Source organism: Rhizobium sp. FG113 (genome assembly GCF_057809895.1).
The window spans coordinates 70,659-89,809 of the sequence record NZ_JBMDKV010000020.1; the positions used below are offsets into that span (position 1 = coordinate 70,659).

The 19,151-nt window shown below is 63.3% G+C and carries 21 protein-coding genes and 1 pseudogene; 12 read left to right on the plus strand and 10 right to left on the minus strand.

Annotation, left to right across the window (positions count from 1 at the left end; all coding sequences use genetic code 11):
• Nucleotides 1-48: 48 nt before the first annotated feature.
• From ACODTZ_RS30375 to ACODTZ_RS30395, 5 genes are all read left to right on the plus strand, one after another.
• The gene (locus ACODTZ_RS30375) at nucleotides 49-1,206 is read left to right on the plus strand and encodes an ABC transporter substrate-binding protein (protein WP_018901999.1); all 1,158 of its coding nucleotides are present in this window, start codon (nucleotides 49-51) and stop codon (nucleotides 1,204-1,206) included.
• 252 nt (nucleotides 1,207-1,458) lie between these two features.
• Entirely contained in the window at nucleotides 1,459-2,445 is a 987-nt protein-coding gene (locus ACODTZ_RS30380; protein WP_489030314.1) for an ABC transporter ATP-binding protein, read from the plus strand.
• Nucleotides 2,442-3,410: an ABC transporter permease gene (locus tag ACODTZ_RS30385; RefSeq protein WP_489030316.1), complete on the plus strand. Its 969-nt coding sequence runs from the start codon at nucleotides 2,442-2,444 to the stop codon at nucleotides 3,408-3,410. Before ACODTZ_RS30380 ends, ACODTZ_RS30385 begins: the two co-directional genes overlap by 4 nt.
• Nucleotides 3,400-4,215, plus strand: coding sequence for an ABC transporter permease (locus ACODTZ_RS30390; RefSeq protein WP_489030318.1), 816 nt, complete (start codon nucleotides 3,400-3,402; stop codon nucleotides 4,213-4,215). The genes ACODTZ_RS30385 and ACODTZ_RS30390 overlap by 11 nt, the downstream gene beginning before the upstream one ends.
• Before the next feature lie 52 nt (nucleotides 4,216-4,267).
• Complete coding sequence (locus ACODTZ_RS30395) at nucleotides 4,268-5,695, plus strand: gamma-aminobutyraldehyde dehydrogenase (protein ID WP_489030320.1); 1,428 nt, start codon at nucleotides 4,268-4,270, stop codon at nucleotides 5,693-5,695.
• A gap of 61 nt (nucleotides 5,696-5,756) precedes the next feature.
• Here ACODTZ_RS30395 and ACODTZ_RS30400 read toward each other — a convergent pair whose 3' ends face one another.
• The 3 genes from ACODTZ_RS30400 to ACODTZ_RS30410 are packed head-to-tail and all read right to left on the minus strand — an operon-like array spanning nucleotide 5,757 to nucleotide 6,987.
• Nucleotides 5,757-6,170, minus strand: a complete 414-nt coding sequence (locus tag ACODTZ_RS30400; RefSeq protein ID WP_489030322.1) for a GFA family protein — start codon at nucleotides 6,168-6,170, stop codon at nucleotides 5,757-5,759.
• Nucleotides 6,171-6,190: 20 nt separating this feature from the next.
• A complete protein-coding gene (locus ACODTZ_RS30405) occupies nucleotides 6,191-6,661 on the minus strand; it encodes an SRPBCC family protein (RefSeq protein ID WP_489030324.1) in 471 nt (156 codons plus the stop codon).
• Nucleotides 6,658-6,987, minus strand: coding sequence for an ArsR/SmtB family transcription factor (locus ACODTZ_RS30410; RefSeq protein ID WP_489030372.1), 330 nt, complete (start codon nucleotides 6,985-6,987; stop codon nucleotides 6,658-6,660). The genes ACODTZ_RS30405 and ACODTZ_RS30410 overlap by 4 nt, the downstream gene beginning before the upstream one ends.
• A 174-nt stretch (nucleotides 6,988-7,161) precedes the next feature.
• On the opposite strand from ACODTZ_RS30410, the gene ACODTZ_RS30415 reads away from it, so the two are divergent.
• Nucleotides 7,162-7,335: a DUF1328 domain-containing protein gene (locus ACODTZ_RS30415; protein WP_047509759.1), complete on the plus strand. Its 174-nt coding sequence runs from the start codon at nucleotides 7,162-7,164 to the stop codon at nucleotides 7,333-7,335.
• Nucleotides 7,336-7,345: 10 nt separating this feature from the next.
• Here the strand turns inward: ACODTZ_RS30415 and ACODTZ_RS30420 are convergent, their stop codons facing one another.
• From ACODTZ_RS30420 to ACODTZ_RS30430, 3 genes are all read right to left on the minus strand, one after another.
• Entirely contained in the window at nucleotides 7,346-8,554 is a 1,209-nt protein-coding gene (locus tag ACODTZ_RS30420; protein WP_489030326.1) for an adenylate/guanylate cyclase domain-containing protein, read from the minus strand.
• 80 nt (nucleotides 8,555-8,634) lie between these two features.
• Entirely contained in the window at nucleotides 8,635-9,324 is a 690-nt protein-coding gene (locus ACODTZ_RS30425; RefSeq protein WP_489030328.1) for a DUF1345 domain-containing protein, read from the minus strand.
• A 70-nt stretch (nucleotides 9,325-9,394) separates the two neighbouring features.
• Complete coding sequence (locus ACODTZ_RS30430; protein WP_018902007.1) at nucleotides 9,395-10,126, minus strand: SDR family oxidoreductase; 732 nt, start codon at nucleotides 10,124-10,126, stop codon at nucleotides 9,395-9,397.
• Nucleotides 10,127-10,315: 189 nt separating this feature from the next.
• On the opposite strand from ACODTZ_RS30430, the gene ACODTZ_RS30435 reads away from it, so the two are divergent.
• Entirely contained in the window at nucleotides 10,316-11,155 is an 840-nt protein-coding gene (locus tag ACODTZ_RS30435; RefSeq protein ID WP_489030330.1) for an amidohydrolase family protein, read from the plus strand.
• A gap of 81 nt (nucleotides 11,156-11,236) precedes the next feature.
• Here the strand turns inward: ACODTZ_RS30435 and tal are convergent, their stop codons facing one another.
• On the minus strand, nucleotides 11,237-12,202 hold the full coding sequence (tal, locus tag ACODTZ_RS30440; protein WP_113200039.1) for a transaldolase: 966 nt from the start codon (nucleotides 12,200-12,202) through the stop codon (nucleotides 11,237-11,239).
• A gap of 421 nt (nucleotides 12,203-12,623) precedes the next feature.
• Between tal and ACODTZ_RS30445 the strand changes: the two genes are divergently transcribed.
• From ACODTZ_RS30445 to ppk2, 4 genes are all read left to right on the plus strand, one after another.
• Nucleotides 12,624-13,607, plus strand: coding sequence for a sugar-binding transcriptional regulator (locus ACODTZ_RS30445; RefSeq protein WP_047509771.1), 984 nt, complete (start codon nucleotides 12,624-12,626; stop codon nucleotides 13,605-13,607).
• 65 nt (nucleotides 13,608-13,672) lie between these two features.
• On the plus strand, nucleotides 13,673-14,101 hold the full coding sequence (locus ACODTZ_RS30450; protein ID WP_489030332.1) for a DoxX family protein: 429 nt from the start codon (nucleotides 13,673-13,675) through the stop codon (nucleotides 14,099-14,101).
• 153 nt (nucleotides 14,102-14,254) lie between these two features.
• Nucleotides 14,255-15,559 (plus strand): DUF3422 family protein, encoded by a 1,305-nt coding sequence (locus ACODTZ_RS30455; RefSeq protein ID WP_209191768.1) that lies wholly within the window; start codon nucleotides 14,255-14,257, stop codon nucleotides 15,557-15,559.
• Between the two features lie 207 nt (nucleotides 15,560-15,766).
• Nucleotides 15,767-16,684: a polyphosphate kinase 2 gene (gene ppk2, locus ACODTZ_RS30460; protein ID WP_018902013.1), complete on the plus strand. Its 918-nt coding sequence runs from the start codon at nucleotides 15,767-15,769 to the stop codon at nucleotides 16,682-16,684.
• Nucleotides 16,685-16,710: 26 nt separating this feature from the next.
• Here the strand turns inward: ppk2 and ACODTZ_RS30465 are convergent.
• The 3 genes and pseudogenes from ACODTZ_RS30465 to ACODTZ_RS30475 form a co-directional block, all read right to left on the minus strand.
• A pseudogene (locus ACODTZ_RS30465) lies at nucleotides 16,711-16,867 on the minus strand (endonuclease domain-containing protein); the annotation flags it as partial.
• Nucleotides 16,868-16,878: 11 nt separating this feature from the next.
• On the minus strand, nucleotides 16,879-17,751 hold the full coding sequence (locus tag ACODTZ_RS30470) for a methylated-DNA--[protein]-cysteine S-methyltransferase (protein WP_489030335.1): 873 nt from the start codon (nucleotides 17,749-17,751) through the stop codon (nucleotides 16,879-16,881).
• Nucleotides 17,752-17,831: 80 nt separating this feature from the next.
• On the minus strand, nucleotides 17,832-18,344 hold the full coding sequence (locus ACODTZ_RS30475; protein WP_489030374.1) for a DUF2244 domain-containing protein: 513 nt from the start codon (nucleotides 18,342-18,344) through the stop codon (nucleotides 17,832-17,834).
• Between the two features lie 22 nt (nucleotides 18,345-18,366).
• Here ACODTZ_RS30475 and nth point away from each other — a divergent pair, with 22 nt between their 5' ends.
• Nucleotides 18,367-19,149 (plus strand): endonuclease III, encoded by a 783-nt coding sequence (gene nth / locus ACODTZ_RS30480; protein ID WP_489030337.1) that lies wholly within the window; start codon nucleotides 18,367-18,369, stop codon nucleotides 19,147-19,149.
• Nucleotides 19,150-19,151: the final 2 nt, after the last annotated feature.

Consider the following 19,151-nt stretch of genomic DNA (forward strand, 5'->3'; position numbering starts at 1 on the left):
GCCGGGAACAAAACGCCACGAAGTGGCACCAAAACCGGGAGACATCAGATGAAATATCTTCTGAAATCGTGCACGGCTGCGCTTGCGACCCTGAGCTTCGTGACGCAGGTCGTGGCGGCCGAGCCGCTGAAGGAATTGGGCAAGGGCGAAGGCGCCGTCAGCATCGTAGCCTGGGCCGGCTATATCGAGCGCGGCGAAAGCGACAAGAATTACGACTGGGTCACCGGCTTCGAAAAGGAAACCGGCTGCAAGGTTTCGGTCAAGACCGCCGCCACCTCCGATGAAATGGTGTCGCTGATGAACGAGGGCGGCTTCGACCTCGTCACCGCCTCGGGCGACGCGTCGCTCCGCCTCGTGGCCGGCAAGCGCGTCCAGCCGATCAACACCGATCTCATCCCGAGCTTCAAGAATGTCGACAAGCGGCTGCAGGATGCGCCCTGGTACACAGTTGGCGGCGTCCATTACGGCGTTCCCTATCTCTGGGGACCGAACGTGCTGATGTACAACACCGACGCCTTCAAGGGCGAGGCGCCGAAGAGCTGGAAGGTGGTCTTCGAGGAAGAAACGCTGCCCGACGGCAAGTCCAACAAGGGCCGCGTTCAGGCCTATGACGGCCCGATCTACATCGCCGATGCCGCCCTCTATCTCATGGCCCACAAGCCGGAACTCAACATCAAGAACCCCTACGAGCTCAACGAGGACCAGTACAAGGCAGCGCTGGATCTGCTTCGCGGCCAGCGCAAGCTCGTCTCGCGCTACTGGCACGATGCGATGATCCAGATCGACGACTTCAAGAACGAAGGCGTCGTCGCTTCCGGCTCCTGGCCCTTCCAGGTCAACCTGATGCAGGCCGACAAGCAGAAGATCGCCTCCACCTTCCCCGAGGAAGGCGTCACCGGCTGGGCTGACACGACCATGCTGCATGCCGACAGCGAGCACCCGAACTGCGCCTACATGTGGATGGAACATTCGCTGTCCGCCAAGGTCCAGGGCGACGCCGCCGCTTGGTTCGGCGCCGTCCCCTCGGTTCCGGCTGCCTGCAAGGGCAACGAATTGATGACCGACACCGGTTGCGCCACCAACGGCTATGATCACTTCGACAAGATCAAGTTCTGGCGCACGCCCACCGCCAAGTGCGAACAGGGCGAATGCGTGCCCTATCACCGCTGGGTGTCGGATTATATCGGCGTGATTGGGGGGCGGTAGGCTTTAGCTTTAGCGTTAGCCTCGGCCTCAGCGCCCGGGTTACCCCCCTCTGCCCTGCCGGGCATCTCCCCCACAGGTGGGGAGATTGGCTGGGCGCAGCCGCTCGCTCCACGCTCATTGTTTGGCCGGGAGCAAGCCACGAGTCGATCTCCCCCCTTGTGGGGCAGATGTCCGGCAGGACAGAGGGGGGCGCCACACGGCACAGCGGTCCCCAACGACCACAATAAGATGAAATCCCGAGGAGCCCCCCAAATGACACCCGCCGTCCGTTTCCAGAAGGTCTCCCGCCATTTCGGCGCCGTTCGCGCCGTCGATGGCGTTGATCTCGAGATCGCGCCGGGCGAGTTCTTCGCCATGCTGGGGCCGTCGGGTTCGGGCAAGACCACATGCCTGCGCCTGATCGCCGGCTTCGAGCAGCCGACAGCGGGGCATATCGAGATTTTCGGCGAGACCGCCGAGGGCGTGCCGCCATACAGGCGCAACGTCAACACCGTCTTCCAGGACTACGCGCTCTTCCCGCACCTGAACATCCTCGACAACGTCGCCTACGGGCTGATGGTCAAGGGCGTCGGCAAGATGGAGCGTACGAAAGCTGCCGAACAGGCGCTGGAGCTGGTGAAACTCCCCGGCTACGGCGCGCGCAAACCCGGACAACTCTCCGGCGGCCAGCGGCAGCGCGTGGCGCTCGCCCGGGCGCTGGTCAACAAGCCGCGCGTGCTGCTGCTCGACGAACCGCTTGGCGCGCTGGACCTGAAGCTGCGCGAGCAGATGCAGGAGGAACTGAAAGGTCTGCAGCGCGCGCTCGGCATCACCTTCGTCTTCGTCACCCACGACCAGGGCGAAGCACTCTCCATGGCCGACCGCGTCGCCGTCTTCAACGATGGCGGCATCGTGCAAGAGGGCACGCCGCAGGATATCTATAACCGCCCGAAAACCCGCTTCGTCGCCGATTTCGTCGGCTCCTCCAATGTGATCGCTCCCGACCTGATGACCGCGCTCGGCGGCGAGAAGCGCTGGGCGAGCCTGCGCCCGGAGGCGATCCGCCTCACCGGAGACGGCGTCGAATCCCGCGTCGAAAACGCCAGCTTCCTCGGCGCCGCGACGAGGCTGACCGTCGCGGCCCGAGGCACGCGCCTGCATGTCATGCTGCCCGCCGGCGCCACTGTCCCCGAAGTCGGCGCCGATGTCCGCCTCTCCTGGCAGCCGGTCGATGTGCACTACATGGACGACGCCGCATGACCGCGATCGCGCTCACCCACGAGGAGACGACGACCTCGATCCTGCCCGGACGCGGTGGTTTCTTCGGCCGGCTCTCCGATATGTTCTGGCGCCGCCCGAAGCTTCTGCTCTTCCTGATGCTGACGCCGCCGCTGCTCTGGCTCGGCATCATCTATATCGGCTCGCTCCTGGCGCTTCTGTTGCAGAGCTTCTTTTCGATCGACGATTTCTCCGGCCTGGTGAACTACGAATTCACCCTGGCAACCTATGCCCAGCTGCTGTCGCCGACCAATTTCGACATCATCGTGAGAACGGTGCTGATGGCTGCGCTGGTGACGCTGGCCTCCGCCGTCGTCGCCTTCCCGATCGCCTATTACGCAGCTCGTTACGCCAAGGGCAAATGGAAGGCGCTCTTCTATCTCGGCGTCATGCTGCCGCTCTGGTCGAGCTATCTCGTCAAGATCTACGCCTGGAAGCTGATCCTCGCCAAGGAAGGCATCCTCACCTGGTTCTTCGCCAAGTTGCATTTGGCCTGGCTGCTCGACGGCGTGCTCGCTCTGCCCGTCGTCGGCGGCAACTCGCTGTCGGTGAGCTATATCGGCACCTTCCTCGTCTTCGTCTATGTCTGGCTGCCCTACATGATCCTGCCGACCCAGGCCGCCCTCGAGCGCGTGCAGGGCAACCTGATCGAGGCCTCTTCCGATCTCGGCGCCACGCCGGGCCAGACCTTTCGCACCGTGCTCTTTCCGCTGGCGCTGCCCGGCATCGTCGCCGGATCGATCTTCACCTTCTCGCTGACGCTGGGCGATTATATCATCCCGCAGATCATCGGCTCCTCGCGCCTCTTCATCGGCCAGGCGGTCTATGCGCAACAGGGAACGGCAGGGAACGTGCCGCTCGCCGCCGCCTTCTCCGTCGTCCCCATCGTCATCATGGCCGTCTATTTGTGGCTGGCCAAGAAACAGGGAGCCTTCGATGCGCTCTGACCGTGGCCAACGCGCGCCGCTCGCGCTCAAGATCGCCGCCGCCGGCGGGCTGCTCTTCCTGCACCTGCCGATCCTTTTGATCTTCGTCTACGCCTTCACGACGGAGGAGAAGAGCTACCAGTGGCCGCCGCCGGGGCTGACGGTGCAGTGGTTCGGGATTGCCTGGAACCGGCCGGATGTCTGGGCCGCCCTTGGGCTTTCCGTGCAGGTCGCCTGCAACGCCACCGCGATCGCGCTGGTGCTCGGCACGCTCTGCGCCGCCGCCGTCAGCCAGACGAAGTTCTTCGGCCGCGAGGCGATCTCGCTGCTGGTCATCCTGCCGATCGCGCTGCCTGGCATCATCACCGGCATCGCGCTGCGCTCGGCCTTCAGCCTGTTCGACATCCCCTTCTCGGTCTGGACGATCGTGCTCGGCCACGCCACCTTCTGCGTCGTGGTCGTCTATAACAACGCCGTCGCCCGCTTCCGCCGCACCCAGGGCTCGCTGATCGAGGCCTCGATGGATCTCGGCGCCGATGGCTTCCAGACCTTCCGCCACGTCATCCTGCCGAATATCGGCACCGCGCTTCTGGCCGGCGGCATGCTGGCCTTCGCGCTCTCCTTCGACGAGGTCATCGTCACCACCTTTACCGGCGGTCAGCAATCGACGCTGCCGATCTGGATGCTGGAAGAGCTGATCCGCCCGCGCCAGCGCCCCGTCACCAACGTGGTCGCCATGGTCGTCGTGCTCGTCACCTTCCTGCCGATCCTGGCAGCCTACTACCTCACGCGCGACGGCGATCAGGTCGCCGGAGCTGGAAAATAACCGGAGCGCGGGATACCCCCATCCCGCCCCATCGACAACAAGGGAGAACATCATGGACACCGCGATGCTGATTGGATCCCGCTTCGAAGCGGGCACCGAGATCGAAGAAAACATCCTGAACCCGAAGACCGGCGAAACCGTGCTGAGCCTCGCCGAGGCATCGCTCGGCCAGATCGACGCCGCCGTCGACGCCGCCGAGAAAGCCTTCTCCGCGTGGTCGCAGACGACACCAGGCGAGCGCGCCGGCTATCTGCTCAAGATCGCCGACGCGATCGAGAAGGATGCCGCAGGCTTCGCGACGCTGGAAGCGCTGAACTGCGGCAAGCCGATCAACGCGGTGCTGAACGACGAGATCCCGGCAATCGTCGATTGCTACCGCTTCTTCGCCGGCGCGGTGCGCAACCTGCACGGCCCGGTCGCCGGTGAATATCTACCCGGTCACACCTCGATGATCCGCCGCGACGCCATCGGCATCGTCGGCTCGATCGCGCCGTGGAACTACCCGCTGATGATGATGGCCTGGAAGCTGGCGCCAGCGATTGCCGGCGGCAACACCGTCGTCTTCAAGCCCTCCGAACAGACACCGCTGACGGCGCTGAAGATGGCCAAGCTCCTCTCCGACATCCTGCCCGAAGGCGTCGTCAACGTCATTCTCGGCCGCGGCGAAAGCGTCGGCAACGCGCTGATCAACCACCCGAAAATCTCGATGCTGTCGATCACCGGCGATGTCGCCACCGGCAAGAAGGTGCTGCAGGCGGCCGCAAAGACCGTCAAGCGCACCCATCTGGAACTCGGCGGCAAGGCCCCTGTGATCGTCTTCGACGACGCCGATATCGATGCGGTCGTCTCGGGCATCCGCACCTTCGGCTATTACAATGCCGGCCAGGACTGCACCGCCGCCTGCCGCATCTATGCCGACGCAAAGGTCTACGACAGGTTCGTCGCCGACCTCTCCTCGGCAGTCTCCTCGATCAAGTTCAACCTTGCCGACGACGCCGAAAACGAGATCGGCCCGCTGATCTCCAAGCGCCAGCGCGACCGCGTCGAGAGCTTCGTCGCCCGCGCCGGCGAGCACAAGCACATGGAGATCACGACAGGCGGCAAGACCTCGGGCGACAAGGGTTTCTTCTACACGCCAACGGTCATTGCCGGCGCCACGCAGGAAGACGAGATCGTTCGCCGCGAAGTTTTCGGCCCGGTCGTTTCCGTCACCCGCTTCACCGATGTCGAGGATGCCGTCACCTGGGCCAACGACAGCGACTATGGCCTGGCATCGTCCGTCTGGACCAAGGACATCAGCCGCGGCATGAAGACCGCCGCCCGCCTGCAATATGGCTGCACCTGGATCAACACCCACTTCATGCTGACCAACGAGATGCCGCATGGCGGCCTGAAGCAATCGGGCTACGGCAAGGACATGTCCGTCTACGCACTGGAAGACTACACCGCCGTCCGCCACGTGATGATCAACCACGGCTGACGCATGCCATGCAGACCGAGAACGCCGCCGTTGGCAACAGCGGCGGCGTTCTCGTCAATACTCAGCGCGGCGGCATGGCCTCGAATGTCGGCAAGGCCGGATCGAGGTGATCCCAGGCGTGGCCGGCGGCGGTCCATGCCACCAGTTGCGGCTTGTAGCGGCTAGGATCGTCGAGGCTTGATGGCGTGACGATGAACACATCCGGCATGTCGGGAAATGTCAGGTAGACATGCGAGCCGCAGGTCGGACAGAAGGCGCGCCGCTTCACCGTACCGCCATCGCCCATGCTCTGCCATTGCGATACCTCGCCCTTCAGCGTCACCTCGGCGGCAACGAAGGTCAGGTGCGACTGGTGGCCGGTGCCACTGTCGCGCTGGCATTGGCGGCACTGGCAATCGAGCATGACAACGGGCTCGCCGGCGATCTCGTAGCGCATGGCGCCGCAGGCGCAGCCGCCGGTATAGGATGCGTTCATGACATTCTCCTCCTCTGGATTTAATGCAGCGTCTGCGACGCCTCCTCGGCGACAACAGTGTCCAGGCGCTCGACGACCTTCTTCCAGCCCTCGCTCATGTTGCGATAGGCGGCATCGTTCTTCGGCAGCACGAAGCCCGAATGCACCAGGAGCAACCGCGTGCCCGCTTCCGCTTCGGCAAGGGTGAAGGTGACGATCGTCTCAAGCTTCGAGCCGTAGCCCTGATTGGTCTCGTGGCCGCCCCTCCAGGCATAGGAAAGCCGCTGCCCTTCCACGACCTCAAGCACCTCGCAAAGGATGGTGCCGTCCCACTCGCCGGCGGGCTTGGTCTGGAATGTGAAGCGATTGCCGACGACGGCCTCGAACCCCTTGGGCTCCATCAGCCATCGCCCCATCAGCGCGCCCGATGTCAGCGCCTTCCAGAGGATCTCGCGTCTATGCGGAAAGACCTCATCCAGGACGATGGATGACGTGTCGGCATGGTCGGTCATGGGTCGATTTCCTTCAGCAGGTCTCTCAGATCGGCAAAGCGCTCGCGCCAGAATACGCCGTAGTGGCTCATCCAATCCGCCAGCGGCTCCAGGCCAGCCGGCTGCGCCCGATAATAGACGTTGCGACCCTCCGGCCGCTCGCTGACGAGGCCTGCCTGTTTCAAGGTCTTCACATGTTGCGAGATCGCCCCCTGGGTCACATTGCTTGTCCGGGTAAGCTCCGCCACGGTGATCTCCTCGGCCTTGGCGATGCGTTCGAACACCGCCCGCCGGGTGGGGTCGGCAAGCGCGCGCATGACTGTCGTGATGGTCTCGGCTTCTGTCATAGTCATTCAATAGCAATCACTAATCAATTAGTCAATACTAATTGGTTTTTGACTGATGGCCATAACGCGCCGCGAAACCTGCAACACTCCAAAACGTCACCGCTATCTCATTGGATATGGAACCTTTTTCGCTCTGGCGCGTCTTCTATCGGACCAACTAGAAGGAACGCCTCCATGCTGAAATGGGCTCTTATCTTTTTCGTGATTTCGCTGATTGCGGGCTTCTTCGGCTTTTCCGGAATTTCCGCGGCGACGGCGACGATCGCGCGCGTTCTCTTCGGTATCGCGCTGATCATCTTCGTGATCTTCCTGATCCTGGCGCTGATGGCCGGCCAGGCAATACTCTAGGAAGCCTATTCTATAGCCCGGTCTTGACCGAAAACAGCGATACGGGATCGGCGACGCCCTTGAGCGGCATCGGTTCCAGCGCCTCGAAATTCATCTCCGAACTCTCGTCTGTGGCGGCATCATGCGTGCCGCCGCAGACAAGCACTTGCGAAGGTGCGGCGACCGAAGCGATCCGCGCAGCGAGATTGACCGTATGGCCGAAAATGTCGCCATCGCGCGGCACCACCTGACCGGTTGCAACACCCACTCTCACCTCAGGCAGCTGATGCGCAGCACTCTCGGCGACGAGCGACAGTGACGCCTTCAACGCCGCCTCCGCATCCGGAAACAGCATCATCACCCCATCGCCCAGCGTCTTGACGATCCGCCCGCCGGCGAGATTGGCGAGACGCTGCGCCAGCGCCTCGAAGCTCGCCGCCTTCTCGGCTGCCCTGACATCGCCGATATCACGCGTCAGCGCGGTGAAGCCTGTGAGATCGGCGAAAGCCACGGCCGGTAGCGCCTGATCGCCTTCGGCTTCGGCACCCAGCCCGCGCAAGGCGTCCTGAAGCCGCCCGACCACATTGTCGAACACCGCCTCCTCGAGCATCCGCCGCTGCAGCAGGAAGAGCATGCGAATGCCGATGCGCTGCAGCGAAAGCCGCGTGGCCGCGCCTGCCGCGAGCACCTCGCGATGGCTGAGACCTGCCGCCAGCATCGGCGCTTCCACCTCGGCGCGGAAGAGATCGCGCATCGTGTCCACGCAGCGGCGCATCGACTGGCCGAACACCCTCAGCACCCGCTGCATGCCCTCGTCGGAAGCGCCGAGCCCCGTGCATTCGGTGATCAGCCGGATGAACTCCTCGTCATCCTCCCGCAGCGCCCGCTTGGGCGACATCGGCGAAAGCCCGGCGCTGGAATGCAGCGCATTGACGCGGCCAAGATCGAGCGACGCATCGGCAAGCGCGTCCGCGAGCGAAATATCCGACATGGTGACCGGCTCGAACATCAGCTGGCTGGCGAAATCGAGCGAGACGATCTGTTGTCTGAGACCGGTGGCGAGCGTCTCCAGCGCGATGCCGGCGGCATTCAGCGCCAGCACCAGCCGCAGCCGGCTGACGTCGCTGGCCGCATAGCCCTCCGGCCCGGCCTCGATGATCTGAAGCCGCGCCACGGCATCCAGCTGCTCCGCATCGCAACCGGCAAGCGCCGCCAATCTTTCGCGCGACAACGACCCCATGAAGCCCCCAGAACAACCCCAGGTGAAAGAAACCTCTCTTACACCAGATTGCCAAACGGCTCTATCGCGTGCGCCTACCTCTAAAGGAGGCTTGCGCCGACATTGATGGCGAGCGCCAGGATGGTCGTATTGAAGAGAAACGACAGTACCGAATGCAGCAGCGTCAGCTTGCGCATGACAGTCGAGCTCGTCGCCACATCCGCCGTCTGCGAGGCGACGCCGATCGTGAAGGAGTAGTAGAGAAAATCCCAATATACGGGCTCGTCCAGTCCCTCGGGAAACTTCAGCCCGTCTCCCTTGACGCCATCGCCATCATCATCCCCGCCATAGAAGCGGTGCGCGTAATGCACGGTAAACAGCGTGTGCAGGAACACCCAGGAGATCAGAATGGTGACGACGGCCGCCAGTGCCCGACCGAGCGCGACGCTGGGCGCCGCCTCCTTGACCTGATGCAGCTCGAGTCCGATGCCGGCGATGCTGGCAAGGGCTGCCGAGATCGACAGGAACATCAGAAGCGAGTCCGAGAAATCGAGATCCGCAGAACGCTTGCGGATCGTCGCCACGCTCGCCTTCAGCATCCGCCGCCATGTGGCGACGATGAACATCACCGCGGCGACGTTCCAGCCGGCCAACAGATTGCGCGCCGTCACTTCGCGCGTCGTCAGAAGCAGGAAGACCGCGAGGCCGACGAGCACTGCAATCACGAAGATCGCGTGCTTGCGCAGCAACCGAAGGGGACGGCCACTGCCGCCAGACGTAACCTCTGTCATTGGTCCAAATGCTCCGCCGCTGCGAGATCGCCAACGATATCAGCTCGATACCGGCAAGAGCAATATGGCCTCAGCCGGTCCAGCCGCCATCGACCACATGGATCTGGCCTGTCGTGAACCCGGCCTCGTCGCCAGCGAGATAGGTGACGAGTGCCGCGATCTCCTCGGCGGTGGCGATCCGGCCCATCGGCTGGCGGGCGATGAAGTCGCTGAGCGCCTTGTCGTAGTCGCCGGTAGCGCGCAGCCGCTCGTGCAGCGAGGGGCTGTCGACGGTCCCCGGGCAGATGGCGTTGGCGCGGATGCCCTTGGCGACGAAATCAGACGCGATCGACTTGGTCAGCCCAATCACGGCGGCTTTCGATGCGCTATAGGCAAAGCGGTTCGGCACACCCTTCACGCTCGAGGCCACCGACGCCATGTTGACGATCGAGCCCTTGCCCTTGTCGAGCATGCCGGGAAGGAAGGTGCGGCAGGTGGTGTACATCGCCTTGGCGTTGAGGTTGAAGGAGAAGTCCCAGTCCTTCTCCTCGCAATCGAGGATCGAGCCGGCATGCACGAAGCCGGCGCAATTGAAGAGCACGTCGATCGGCCCGATCTCCTCTGCGAAGGCGCGAACTGCGTTCCCGTCGAGCACGTCGAGAACCGTGGTCGTCGCGCCCGCCAGCGTCGAAAGCGACGCCTGGTTGATATCGGTGGCGTAAACATGGGCGCCGAGCGAAATGAACCGCTCCGCGCTGGCGCGTCCGATCCCCTGACCAGCCGCCGTGACGACGACCTTCTTGCCTTCCAGACCGTGGCTCATAATTCCTCCCGTGATGCGTGGCGCTTGCGGCGCATTCATTCATATGCAAACATTATATTCATTATGTCGTCAATCACATTGTCCGACACCGGACGCTGACACGGGTGGGAGGCCCGCGTCAGCAATCGAAAAATCCGGCAAAGGACGAGAGGACGGCAACAAAAGCCTGCATGAAGGGGGAGGAACCGCATGCTCTTCGACACACATCTGCACGTCATCGACCGTAATCGCCTGCACTACCCGTGGCTCCCCGACGTGCCGGATCTTAACCGCGACAGCCTCTATGAGCACTATGCGCGCGACGCGTTTCGCTGCGGCATCACCAATGTGCTGCACATGGAAGTCGATGTATCAGGTGATGCGATCGAACAGGAAACGACCTTCATCAAGGAGATCGCCGAAAGGCCTAAAAGCCTCGTGCGCGGCGCCATCGCCGCCTGCCGTCCTGAGGATGAGGGTTTTCCGGCCTATCTCGAACGCTGCCTCGCGGACCCCTTCATCAAGGGCTTCCGCCGCGTCCTGCATGTGGCGCCCGACGACACCTCCGAGCGGCCGCTGTTTCGCGAGAACGTCGCGCGCCTGGCTGATACCCGGCTAACCTTCGATCTCTGCGTCTTCCCGCATCAGTTCGAACGCATTCTCGATCTTGTCGACCTCAACCCGGACGTCCGCTTCATCCTCGACCACTGCGCCAATCCGCCGATCAAGTCAGGCATGAGCACCGTCTGGCATCGCGGCATCACCGAATTCTCCCGCCGACCCAACGTCACCGCCAAGATCTCCGGTGTCATCGCCTATGGCGATCTCGAACGCTGGTCGGTCGAGAGCCTGCGTCCCTATGTCGAGCACACGATCGAAAGCTTCGGCTGGGACCGCGTCGTCTGGGGCAGCGACTGGCCCGTCTGCACCCTCGGCGGCGGACTGACGCCCTGGGTAGCGGCCACGCACGCCCTGACATCGGGCTGCAGCGAAGACGAGCGCGACAAGCTGTATCAGGGGAATGCGAAGCGGATCTGGGCGATCGACTGAACGCGGCCCGATATCCCCACAATGCAAAAAGGGCGGCGCCACCGGCACCGCCCTTCCGTCATTCAACTACCCGCAAAAACCTTAAGCGGCTGCGAGCTGCAGTTCCTTGGTGACCATGGCGCGCAGCGTGCCGAGGTCCTTGGCAAACGCGCGGATGCCTTCGGCGAGCTTTTCGGTCGCCATGGCATCTTCGTTCATCATCCAGCGGAAGGTCTTTTCGTCGACGGCGATCTTGGAGATCGGCTTGGCGCCCTCGGGCGACAGCTTGCGCTCCAGCTTGCCCTGGTCGTTCGACAGTTCGTCGAGCAGGTTCGGCGCGATCGTCAGGCGGTCGCAACCGGCCAGTGCTTCGATCTCGCCGGCGCTGCGGAACGAGGCGCCCATGACGATCGTCTTGATGTCGTTGGCCTTGTAGTAGTTGTAGATCTCGCGAACGGAGAGTACGCCCGGATCTTCCTCAGGCGTGAAGTCCTTGCCCGTCGACTTCTTGTACCAGTCAAGGATACGGCCGACGAAGGGCGAGATGAGGAATGCCTTGGCGTCGGCGCAGGCGATCGCCTGGGCCTGCGAGAACAAGAGCGTCAGGTTGCAGTCGATGCCTTCCTTCTGCAGGATTTCGGCGGCGCGAATGCCTTCCCAGGTGGAAGCGAGCTTGATCAGGATGCGATCCTTCTCGATGCCGCGTTCCTTGTAGCCGGCGATGATGCCGTGAGCCTTTTCAACCGACGCCTTGGTGTCGAAGGAAAGGTCGGCGTCGACTTCGGTCGAGACGCGGCCGGGAACGAGCTTGGAGAGCGCTGCACCGACGGAAACGGCGAGACGGTCGGCAACGGCGGAAGCAACGGCTTCGGAATTGCCGCCCTGCTTCTTGCCCCAGGAAACGGCTTCCTTGATCGCGTCGGCGAACATCGGCGTGCCGAGTGCCTTCAAAACGATGCTCGGGTTGGTCGTGCAATCGACCGGCTTCAGGCGGGCAACGGCTTCGATGTCACCGGTGTCGGCGACGACGGTGGTGATCTCGCGGAGTTGGTCAAGCTTGGATGTCATGGTCGCGTGTCCTTTTGACTTGAGCTGCGAGCCGGAGCATTTAGACCCGGCGAATGAGGTGATCTACGGATTGCCCGTACTGTCTTTGAAGTCGCTGTCTGTGAAATCGTGCCCGCGCGTTTGGCCTACATCATAAACGTCGGCGAGCACCCCATCGTTCCCGTCTCGGGCTGCCGCAACGAAGACGTCCAAGGGCAATCGAGCCCCGGCGCAAGACCGCTGCGATTTGCCATATGCCCGCACAGTGCCTCCTACAATGGACGGAACGACCAGTTACCAAGACTATCGCTATTCCGGGGCCATAATGTCAAGGACATTTGTGCATTTCAATTGACATAAGTGTCACACCGGTCATTATCGCGGCGACAAACCATGCCCTGTCTTAAGCAGGATCTAGGGCGCCTTTGCTTTTGGAGGAGATGTGGTCAAGCTAAAACGCGGCACGCACACCGCCTATTCGGAAGCCTCCTCGCTCAGACTGCGCGCTGCCTGGCTCTATTATAACCAGGGATTGACGCAAAAAGATGTCGCCGAGCAACTCGGCATCAGCCGCACGACCGTCATCCGGCTGCTCGACGAGGCGATGAAGCGCAGCGAGGTGCAGATCTGGATCAACGATTCGATCGGCGATTGCGTCGAGCTGTCGGTGAAGCTGGAACGCGCCTATGGCCTGGACGAGGCGATCGTGGTGCCCGCACCCGTCACCTCCGATCCGAATGCGCTGGCCAAAAGCGTCGGGCTGGCGCTCGGCCAGTTTCTCTCCGAAGCGATCCCCGACAACTACACGATCGGCGTCGGCTGGGGCCGCACCATGACGGCCTCGCTGTCGAGCTTCCGCCCGCCGCGCCGCGACAATTGCAAGGTCGTCTCGCTGCTCGGCGGCATCGTCGCCGTCCATCAGACCAACCCGATCGATTATACCTGGCGGCTCGCAAGCCAGCTCGGCGCCGAATGCTACATGTTCCTCGCGCCGCTTCTGGTCGATTCCACCGAGACCAAGCGCAATCTCATCGAAAAGTGCGGCCTCGATACCATCTACCGGCTCGCCGAGACGCTCGATCTCGCGATCGTCAGCTGCGGCGATATTGGCCCGCATTCGACCTCGCTGTCGGAGGGATGGATCTCCAAGGGCGAGTTGCAGGAGCTGATCGATGCCGGCTGCGTCTGCGACACCATGTTCAATTTCCTCGACAAGGACGGCAACACTGTCGATCATTCGATCAACAGCCGGGTGATGTCCGTCGATCTCGATACGCTGAAGAAGGCCAAGCACATCGTGCTCTCCTCCGGCGGCGCCCACCGCGCGGTCGCCATCAGCGCCACCATCAAGCGGATCGGCTGCAACACGCTGATCACAGACGAAAGCGCCGCCCGCGCCCTGATCGAGCTCGCCGACGCCGCCTGACGCATCGGGCGCATCGGCGACATACGTCGCATCATCCAGACGCCGGTCATTTGCGTAAATGCTGCATGACCAAAGCCGCAGAAGATGCCTCCACCGACCACGCGGAAAGCCCAACCGGCAGATTTATCCTGGCCGGCCTCTACATGATCGCCCGCTGCGCGCACCTGCTCTTTCCAGCCGCGTTCCTGTCGATCACCCCGGATTGGGTTCCCTTCCCGGCCGCGATGATCGCGTTCACCGGCCTGTGCGAAATTGCCGGCGCGATCGGCCTGACGACTGAACGGTTACGCCGCCCGGCCGGCATCTGCCTGGCGCTCTATGCCGTCTGTGTGTTCCCGGCCAACATAAAGCACGCAATCGACGATCTCGGCTCGACCACGGCCACCTTGGGTTGGTGGTATCATTTGCCGCGCCTCGCCCTGCAGCCGGTCATCGTCTGGTGGGCGCTCTATGCCGGCAAGGTGACGCGCTGGCCATTGCCGGCTTCGCACTGACCTCGGCCCAGCGGACGGAGCTGAAACGCTCGACACGGCGCGATTGGCCGGCGCATGATCGTTCTGCGTCAAACCGCCACGTCGTACGCGCCGGGCCATTTGATAATAGCCAAGGGAAGAACTGGCCGTGGGGGCACAGTCAGGAGGCAAGATTTGTCGAAGCGTAGCTTTTCGTTTCCCGTAGCCGATGTCCGCGCCCGCGCGCTCGGCGAAATCCATTCGCGCCCCTATACGCTGATCCCCGTCTCCCGCGTCATCTTCCAGGTCGCTTTTCTGACCGAGGCCAACTTCGCCGCCGACCAGGCGATCTTGAAGGCGCTCTCGCTTGCCCAGGGTGTTCCGGCGCCCGCCGCCGACACCAGCCACCACACGATGAGCTGGGGCAGCGGCACGCTGCGCTGGGAGCGCCACACGGAATTCTCGACCTATTTCTGGGACACGCCGGCACCGGCGGAATTCGGCGCCGAGATCCCCATCAATCCCTTCGGCGCCAGCTTTGCGGCACCGGGCGCTTTCATCTCGGGCGTTCGCATCGAGATCCGCCCCGATAGCGAGGATGTCGCCGACGTCATCGCCAATTTCGACCCGACCAGCCTCTGTCAGAGCATGGTGGCCGATAGCCAGGCGACCGTGATCACCGATTTCCGCCAGGACGGCGACGGGCTGACCAAGTTCCTGGTGCTCGACCATGGCATGACGGATGGCGCCCGCGGCATGCTAGCGCAGCGCCTGCTCGACATCGAGACCTACCGGACGCTGGCCATGATGGGCCTGCCGCTGGCGCAGACGTTGTCGCCCGAGATCCGCCAGATCGAAACGAGCTTCACCGCCATCACGCAGGGCATGAAGCAGCATGCGCGCGCCGAAGCCGACGCCACGCTGTCGGAGATCACCCGCCTCGCCGCCGAGCTCGAGGCCAATGCTGCCCTCAGCCTCTACCGCTTCGGCGCCAGCCGCGCCTATTACAACATCGTGCTCGAGCGCGTCGCCATGCTGGCCGAAAAGGCGCTCCCGGGCAACGAGACGCTCGGCGCCTTCCTGCAGCGTCGGCTGGCGCCCGCCATGCGCACCTGCCAGTCGGTCGAGGAGCGGCAGGCGGACCTGTCGCGCAAGCTCGCCCGCGCAACGGCCCTTTTGCGCAGCTGGATCGATGTCGAGCTGGAAAAGTTCAACACCGAGATCCTGGCCTCGATGGACAAGCGCGCGCATCTGCAGCTGCGCCTGCAGCAGACGGTCGAAGGCCTGTCGGTCGCCGCCATCTCCTATTACGTCATCGGCCTCGTCGGCTATCTCGCCAAGCTTCTGCATGGCGTCGGCGTCGAGATCGCGCCGGAGACGCTGACGGGTGCAGCCGTGCCCTTCGTCGTCCTCGGCGTCTGGCTCACCGTGCGCCGCATTCGCAGCAAGCACAGCGACGACCACGTAAAAGAGGCCAACCGCCCCGACGCGCTGAGCTGATCCGAAAGGCCGGCAGCACGCTCACCTGCCGATCTCTTTCCGCACGCATCTCTGCGTCCGGCCGAAGCGTCATATATCCTTCATGACACGCTGCTTATTTGGCGCCATGAGTGGCCTTGCCGTGCGTGCTTTCATGATATCGTCATGCGGCGCAAAGCTAGGCAGCTCCGCAAGCGTCCGAAGCGACAAATCTGAACAGGGATCGAGATGACCACCATGAGAGGCACGCCTTCAACCGACTGGCTCGAGGCCGAACTGGCCGATACGCTGGATGAAGACTACGAGCTCGAGCTCTCCGAGCCGGCGCTGTCCGAGGAAATCCGCAAGATCTACCGCAAGGCGCACCCGCCATCGATGCCGCGCATCGAGTATTTCCGTTCGCTGATCGCGCTGCAGTCCGAGCTGATCCGCCTGCAGGATTGGGTCACCTATCACAAGGAAAAGGTGGTCGTGATCTTCGAAGGTCGCGATTCCGCCGGCAAGGGCGGCGTCATCAAGCGCATCACCCAGCGTCTCAACCCGCGCGTCGCCCGCGTCGTGGCGCTTCCGGCACCATCGGACCGCGAGAAGTCGCAATGGTATTTCCAGCGCTACGTGCCGCATCTGCCTGCCGGCGGCGAGATCGTGCTCTTCGACCGCTCCTGGTACAACCGCTCCGGCGTCGAACGCGTCATGGGCTTTGCCGACGAGGATCAGGTCGAGCAGTTCTTCAACGACGTGCCCGAATTCGAGCGCATGCTGGTCCGCTCCGGCATCCGCCTTGTTAAATACTGGTTCTCGATCACCGATGAAGAGCAGCAGCTGCGCTTCCTCGTGCGCATCCACGATCCGCTGAAGCAGTGGAAGCTGTCGCCGATGGACCTGCAGTCGCGCATCCGCTGGGAGGCCTACACCAAGGCCAAGGAAGAAACCTTCGCCCGCACCAACATCCCGGAAGCTCCCTGGCACATCGTCGAAGGCAACGACAAGAAGCGCGCCCGCCTGAACTGCATCGACCATCTCTTGTCGCAGTTCCCCTATGAGGACGTGCCGCACGAGGAGATCGCCTTGCCGGAGCGCGTGTTCAACCCGGATTACGAGCGCAAGGTCCTGCCGCCGGAGTTGTACGTTCCGTCGAAGTATTGATTGGAGGCGCGTGATGTAGAGACGTCGGCGGGTGAGGCCCCCTCATCCGCCTGCCGGCACCTTCTCCCCGCTGGGGAGAAGAGATTCGGGGCGGGCCGCTCGCGCCAACCTCCCCTTCTCCCCAGCGGGGAGAAGGTGGCCCGAAGGGTCGGATGAGGGGGCCACACCCACAACCCCATCCATCCCAACCCCACTCAAGCGTGCGCCGACTCCCACCCGAGCATCGCCCGCTTGCGCGTCAGCCCCCAGTGATAACCCGTCAACGCCCCGCTCTTGCCGAGGGCTCGATGACACGGCACCACGAAGGAGATCGGGTTGGCGCCCACTGCCGCCCCCACCGCCCGCATCGCCGTCGGACGGCCGATGTCGCTGGCGATGTCGCTATAAGTGACGGCCTTGCCGAAGGGGATCTTGAGCAGGCTCTCCCAGACCTGCACCTGGAAGTCGGTACCAATAAGCACCACGCGCAACGGCTGCTCGGATGTCCAGCGCCCCGGCTCGAAGATGCGTGTCGCGTAAGGAGCCGTCGCCTCGCGGTCCTCGACGTATTCGGCGTTCGGCCAACGGCAGGTCATGTCCTCGAGGCACGCCGCCTCGCCGCCGATATCGGCGAAGGCAAGGCCGGCCAGACCACGGTCGGTCGCCATGACCAGCGCAATGCCGAAGGGCGACGGGTGGAAGCCATAGCGGATGGTGAGCCCACCGCCGCGCGCCTTCCATTCACCGGGAGACATCGCCTCGTGCGTCACGAAGAGATCGTGCAGCCGCCCGGGGCCTGACAGACCGACCTCGAAGGAGGTCTCCAGTAGGGGCAGCTCCTCCTTGCGCAACAGCCGCTTGGCATGATCGAGCGTCACCGCCTGCAGGAAGGCCTTCGGCGAAAGGCCGGCCCAGCGGGTGAAGGTCTTTTGCAGCTGCGTCGGCGATTGATTGAGGCGCATGGCGATCGCTTCCAGCGACGGCTGCTCACGGTAATCCTCGGTGATCAGCTCGATCACCTGGCGGACGGTCTCGTAGTCGGGACCATCGGGCGTGATGTCTTGGTTCAGCTTGGCTACCATGTTCATGATCTTTCTCCTTGTCACAAGGAGATAGTCAAGCGGCATCGTTGAAGCCACCCGATTCTTGCGCCAGAATTAGATGATTATCAGATACGCTGCTTGACTGTCGCCAGCGCCCGCTTGAAGGCCTTGGCGAAGCTCTCGCGGTCATCGGGATTGAGAAAACCGCCAATATCCGTCGCCCGCCCCTGTCCGTAGATATGCATGGAGAGGATGCCGATCTCGTCGTGGCGGCGCACCGAAAAGCGCGTCCAGAACGGGTTGAAGTGATGCTCAACCATGCGCCCCGAAGGCGCGATCTTGCGTACCGCGATATCGGTGCGCGACACGGTCACCATTTCGCGCGCCCTGGCCGAGCGGTAATTCAGCCGGAAGGCACCGTAGAGGAGCAGGAAGTCGAGGCCGAAGAAGAAGCCGATCGGCCAGGCGCCGGTAGCGATGAAGAACAGGCCGTAGAGCAGGCAAACGCCGCCCGACAGCAGCAGGAACACCCTGAACCCCTTGCGGCCGAGAGACCGGTGGGGAAAGAGCTCGGCTGAAAACACGGGCTGGTCCAAAACCGCCTGCTGACCAGCGCTGTCGGCGTTGCTTTCCATCATGGCTGCCGAGTATAGATTGTCCATGTCCAGTCCGAAACTCAAATCCTCCGCCACATCGTCGCAGCCCGAAAAACCCGTCGTTCGCCGCAAGAAGAAGGCGAGCGTCCGCTCCGTCTATAGCGAGGCCGAGCGCGAGGAGATGTTCCGTCGCTTCTCCGTGCAGCGGCCGGAGCCGAAGGGCGAGCTGGAGCACTCCAATCCGTTCACGCTCGTCGTCGCCGTGGCGCTCTCGGCGCAGGCAACCGATGCCGGCGTCAACAAGGCAACGCGCGCGCTCTTCAAGGTGGCCGATACGCCCCAGAAGATGCTCGATCTCGGCGAGGAGAAGGTGCGCGATTACATCAAGACGATCGGGCTCTATCGCAACAAGGCAAAGAACGTGATCGCCCTGTCGCGCATGCTGGTCGATGTCTTCGGCGGCGTGGTGCCTCAGACGCGAGACGAGCTGGTGATGCTCCCAGGCGTCGGCCGCAAGACCGCCAATGTCGTGCTCTCCATGGCCTTCGGCCAGGCGACCATGGCGGTCGACACGCATATCTTCCGCATCGCCAACCGCATCAAGCTGGCGCCGGGCAAGACGCCCGACGAGGTGGAGGAGCGGCTGATGAAGGTGGTGCCCAAGCACTACCTCTACCACGCCCATCACTGGCTGATCCTGCACGGCCGCTACACCTGCAAGGCCCGCCGCGCCGAATGCGAGCACTGCGTCATCGCCGATCTCTGTCGCTCGCCCGAAAAGAGCTGCGACATCCCGGCGCCGCTCGTCGAACTGCCGCCGCAGGTGATCGGCGAAGTCGTCGACTAAGG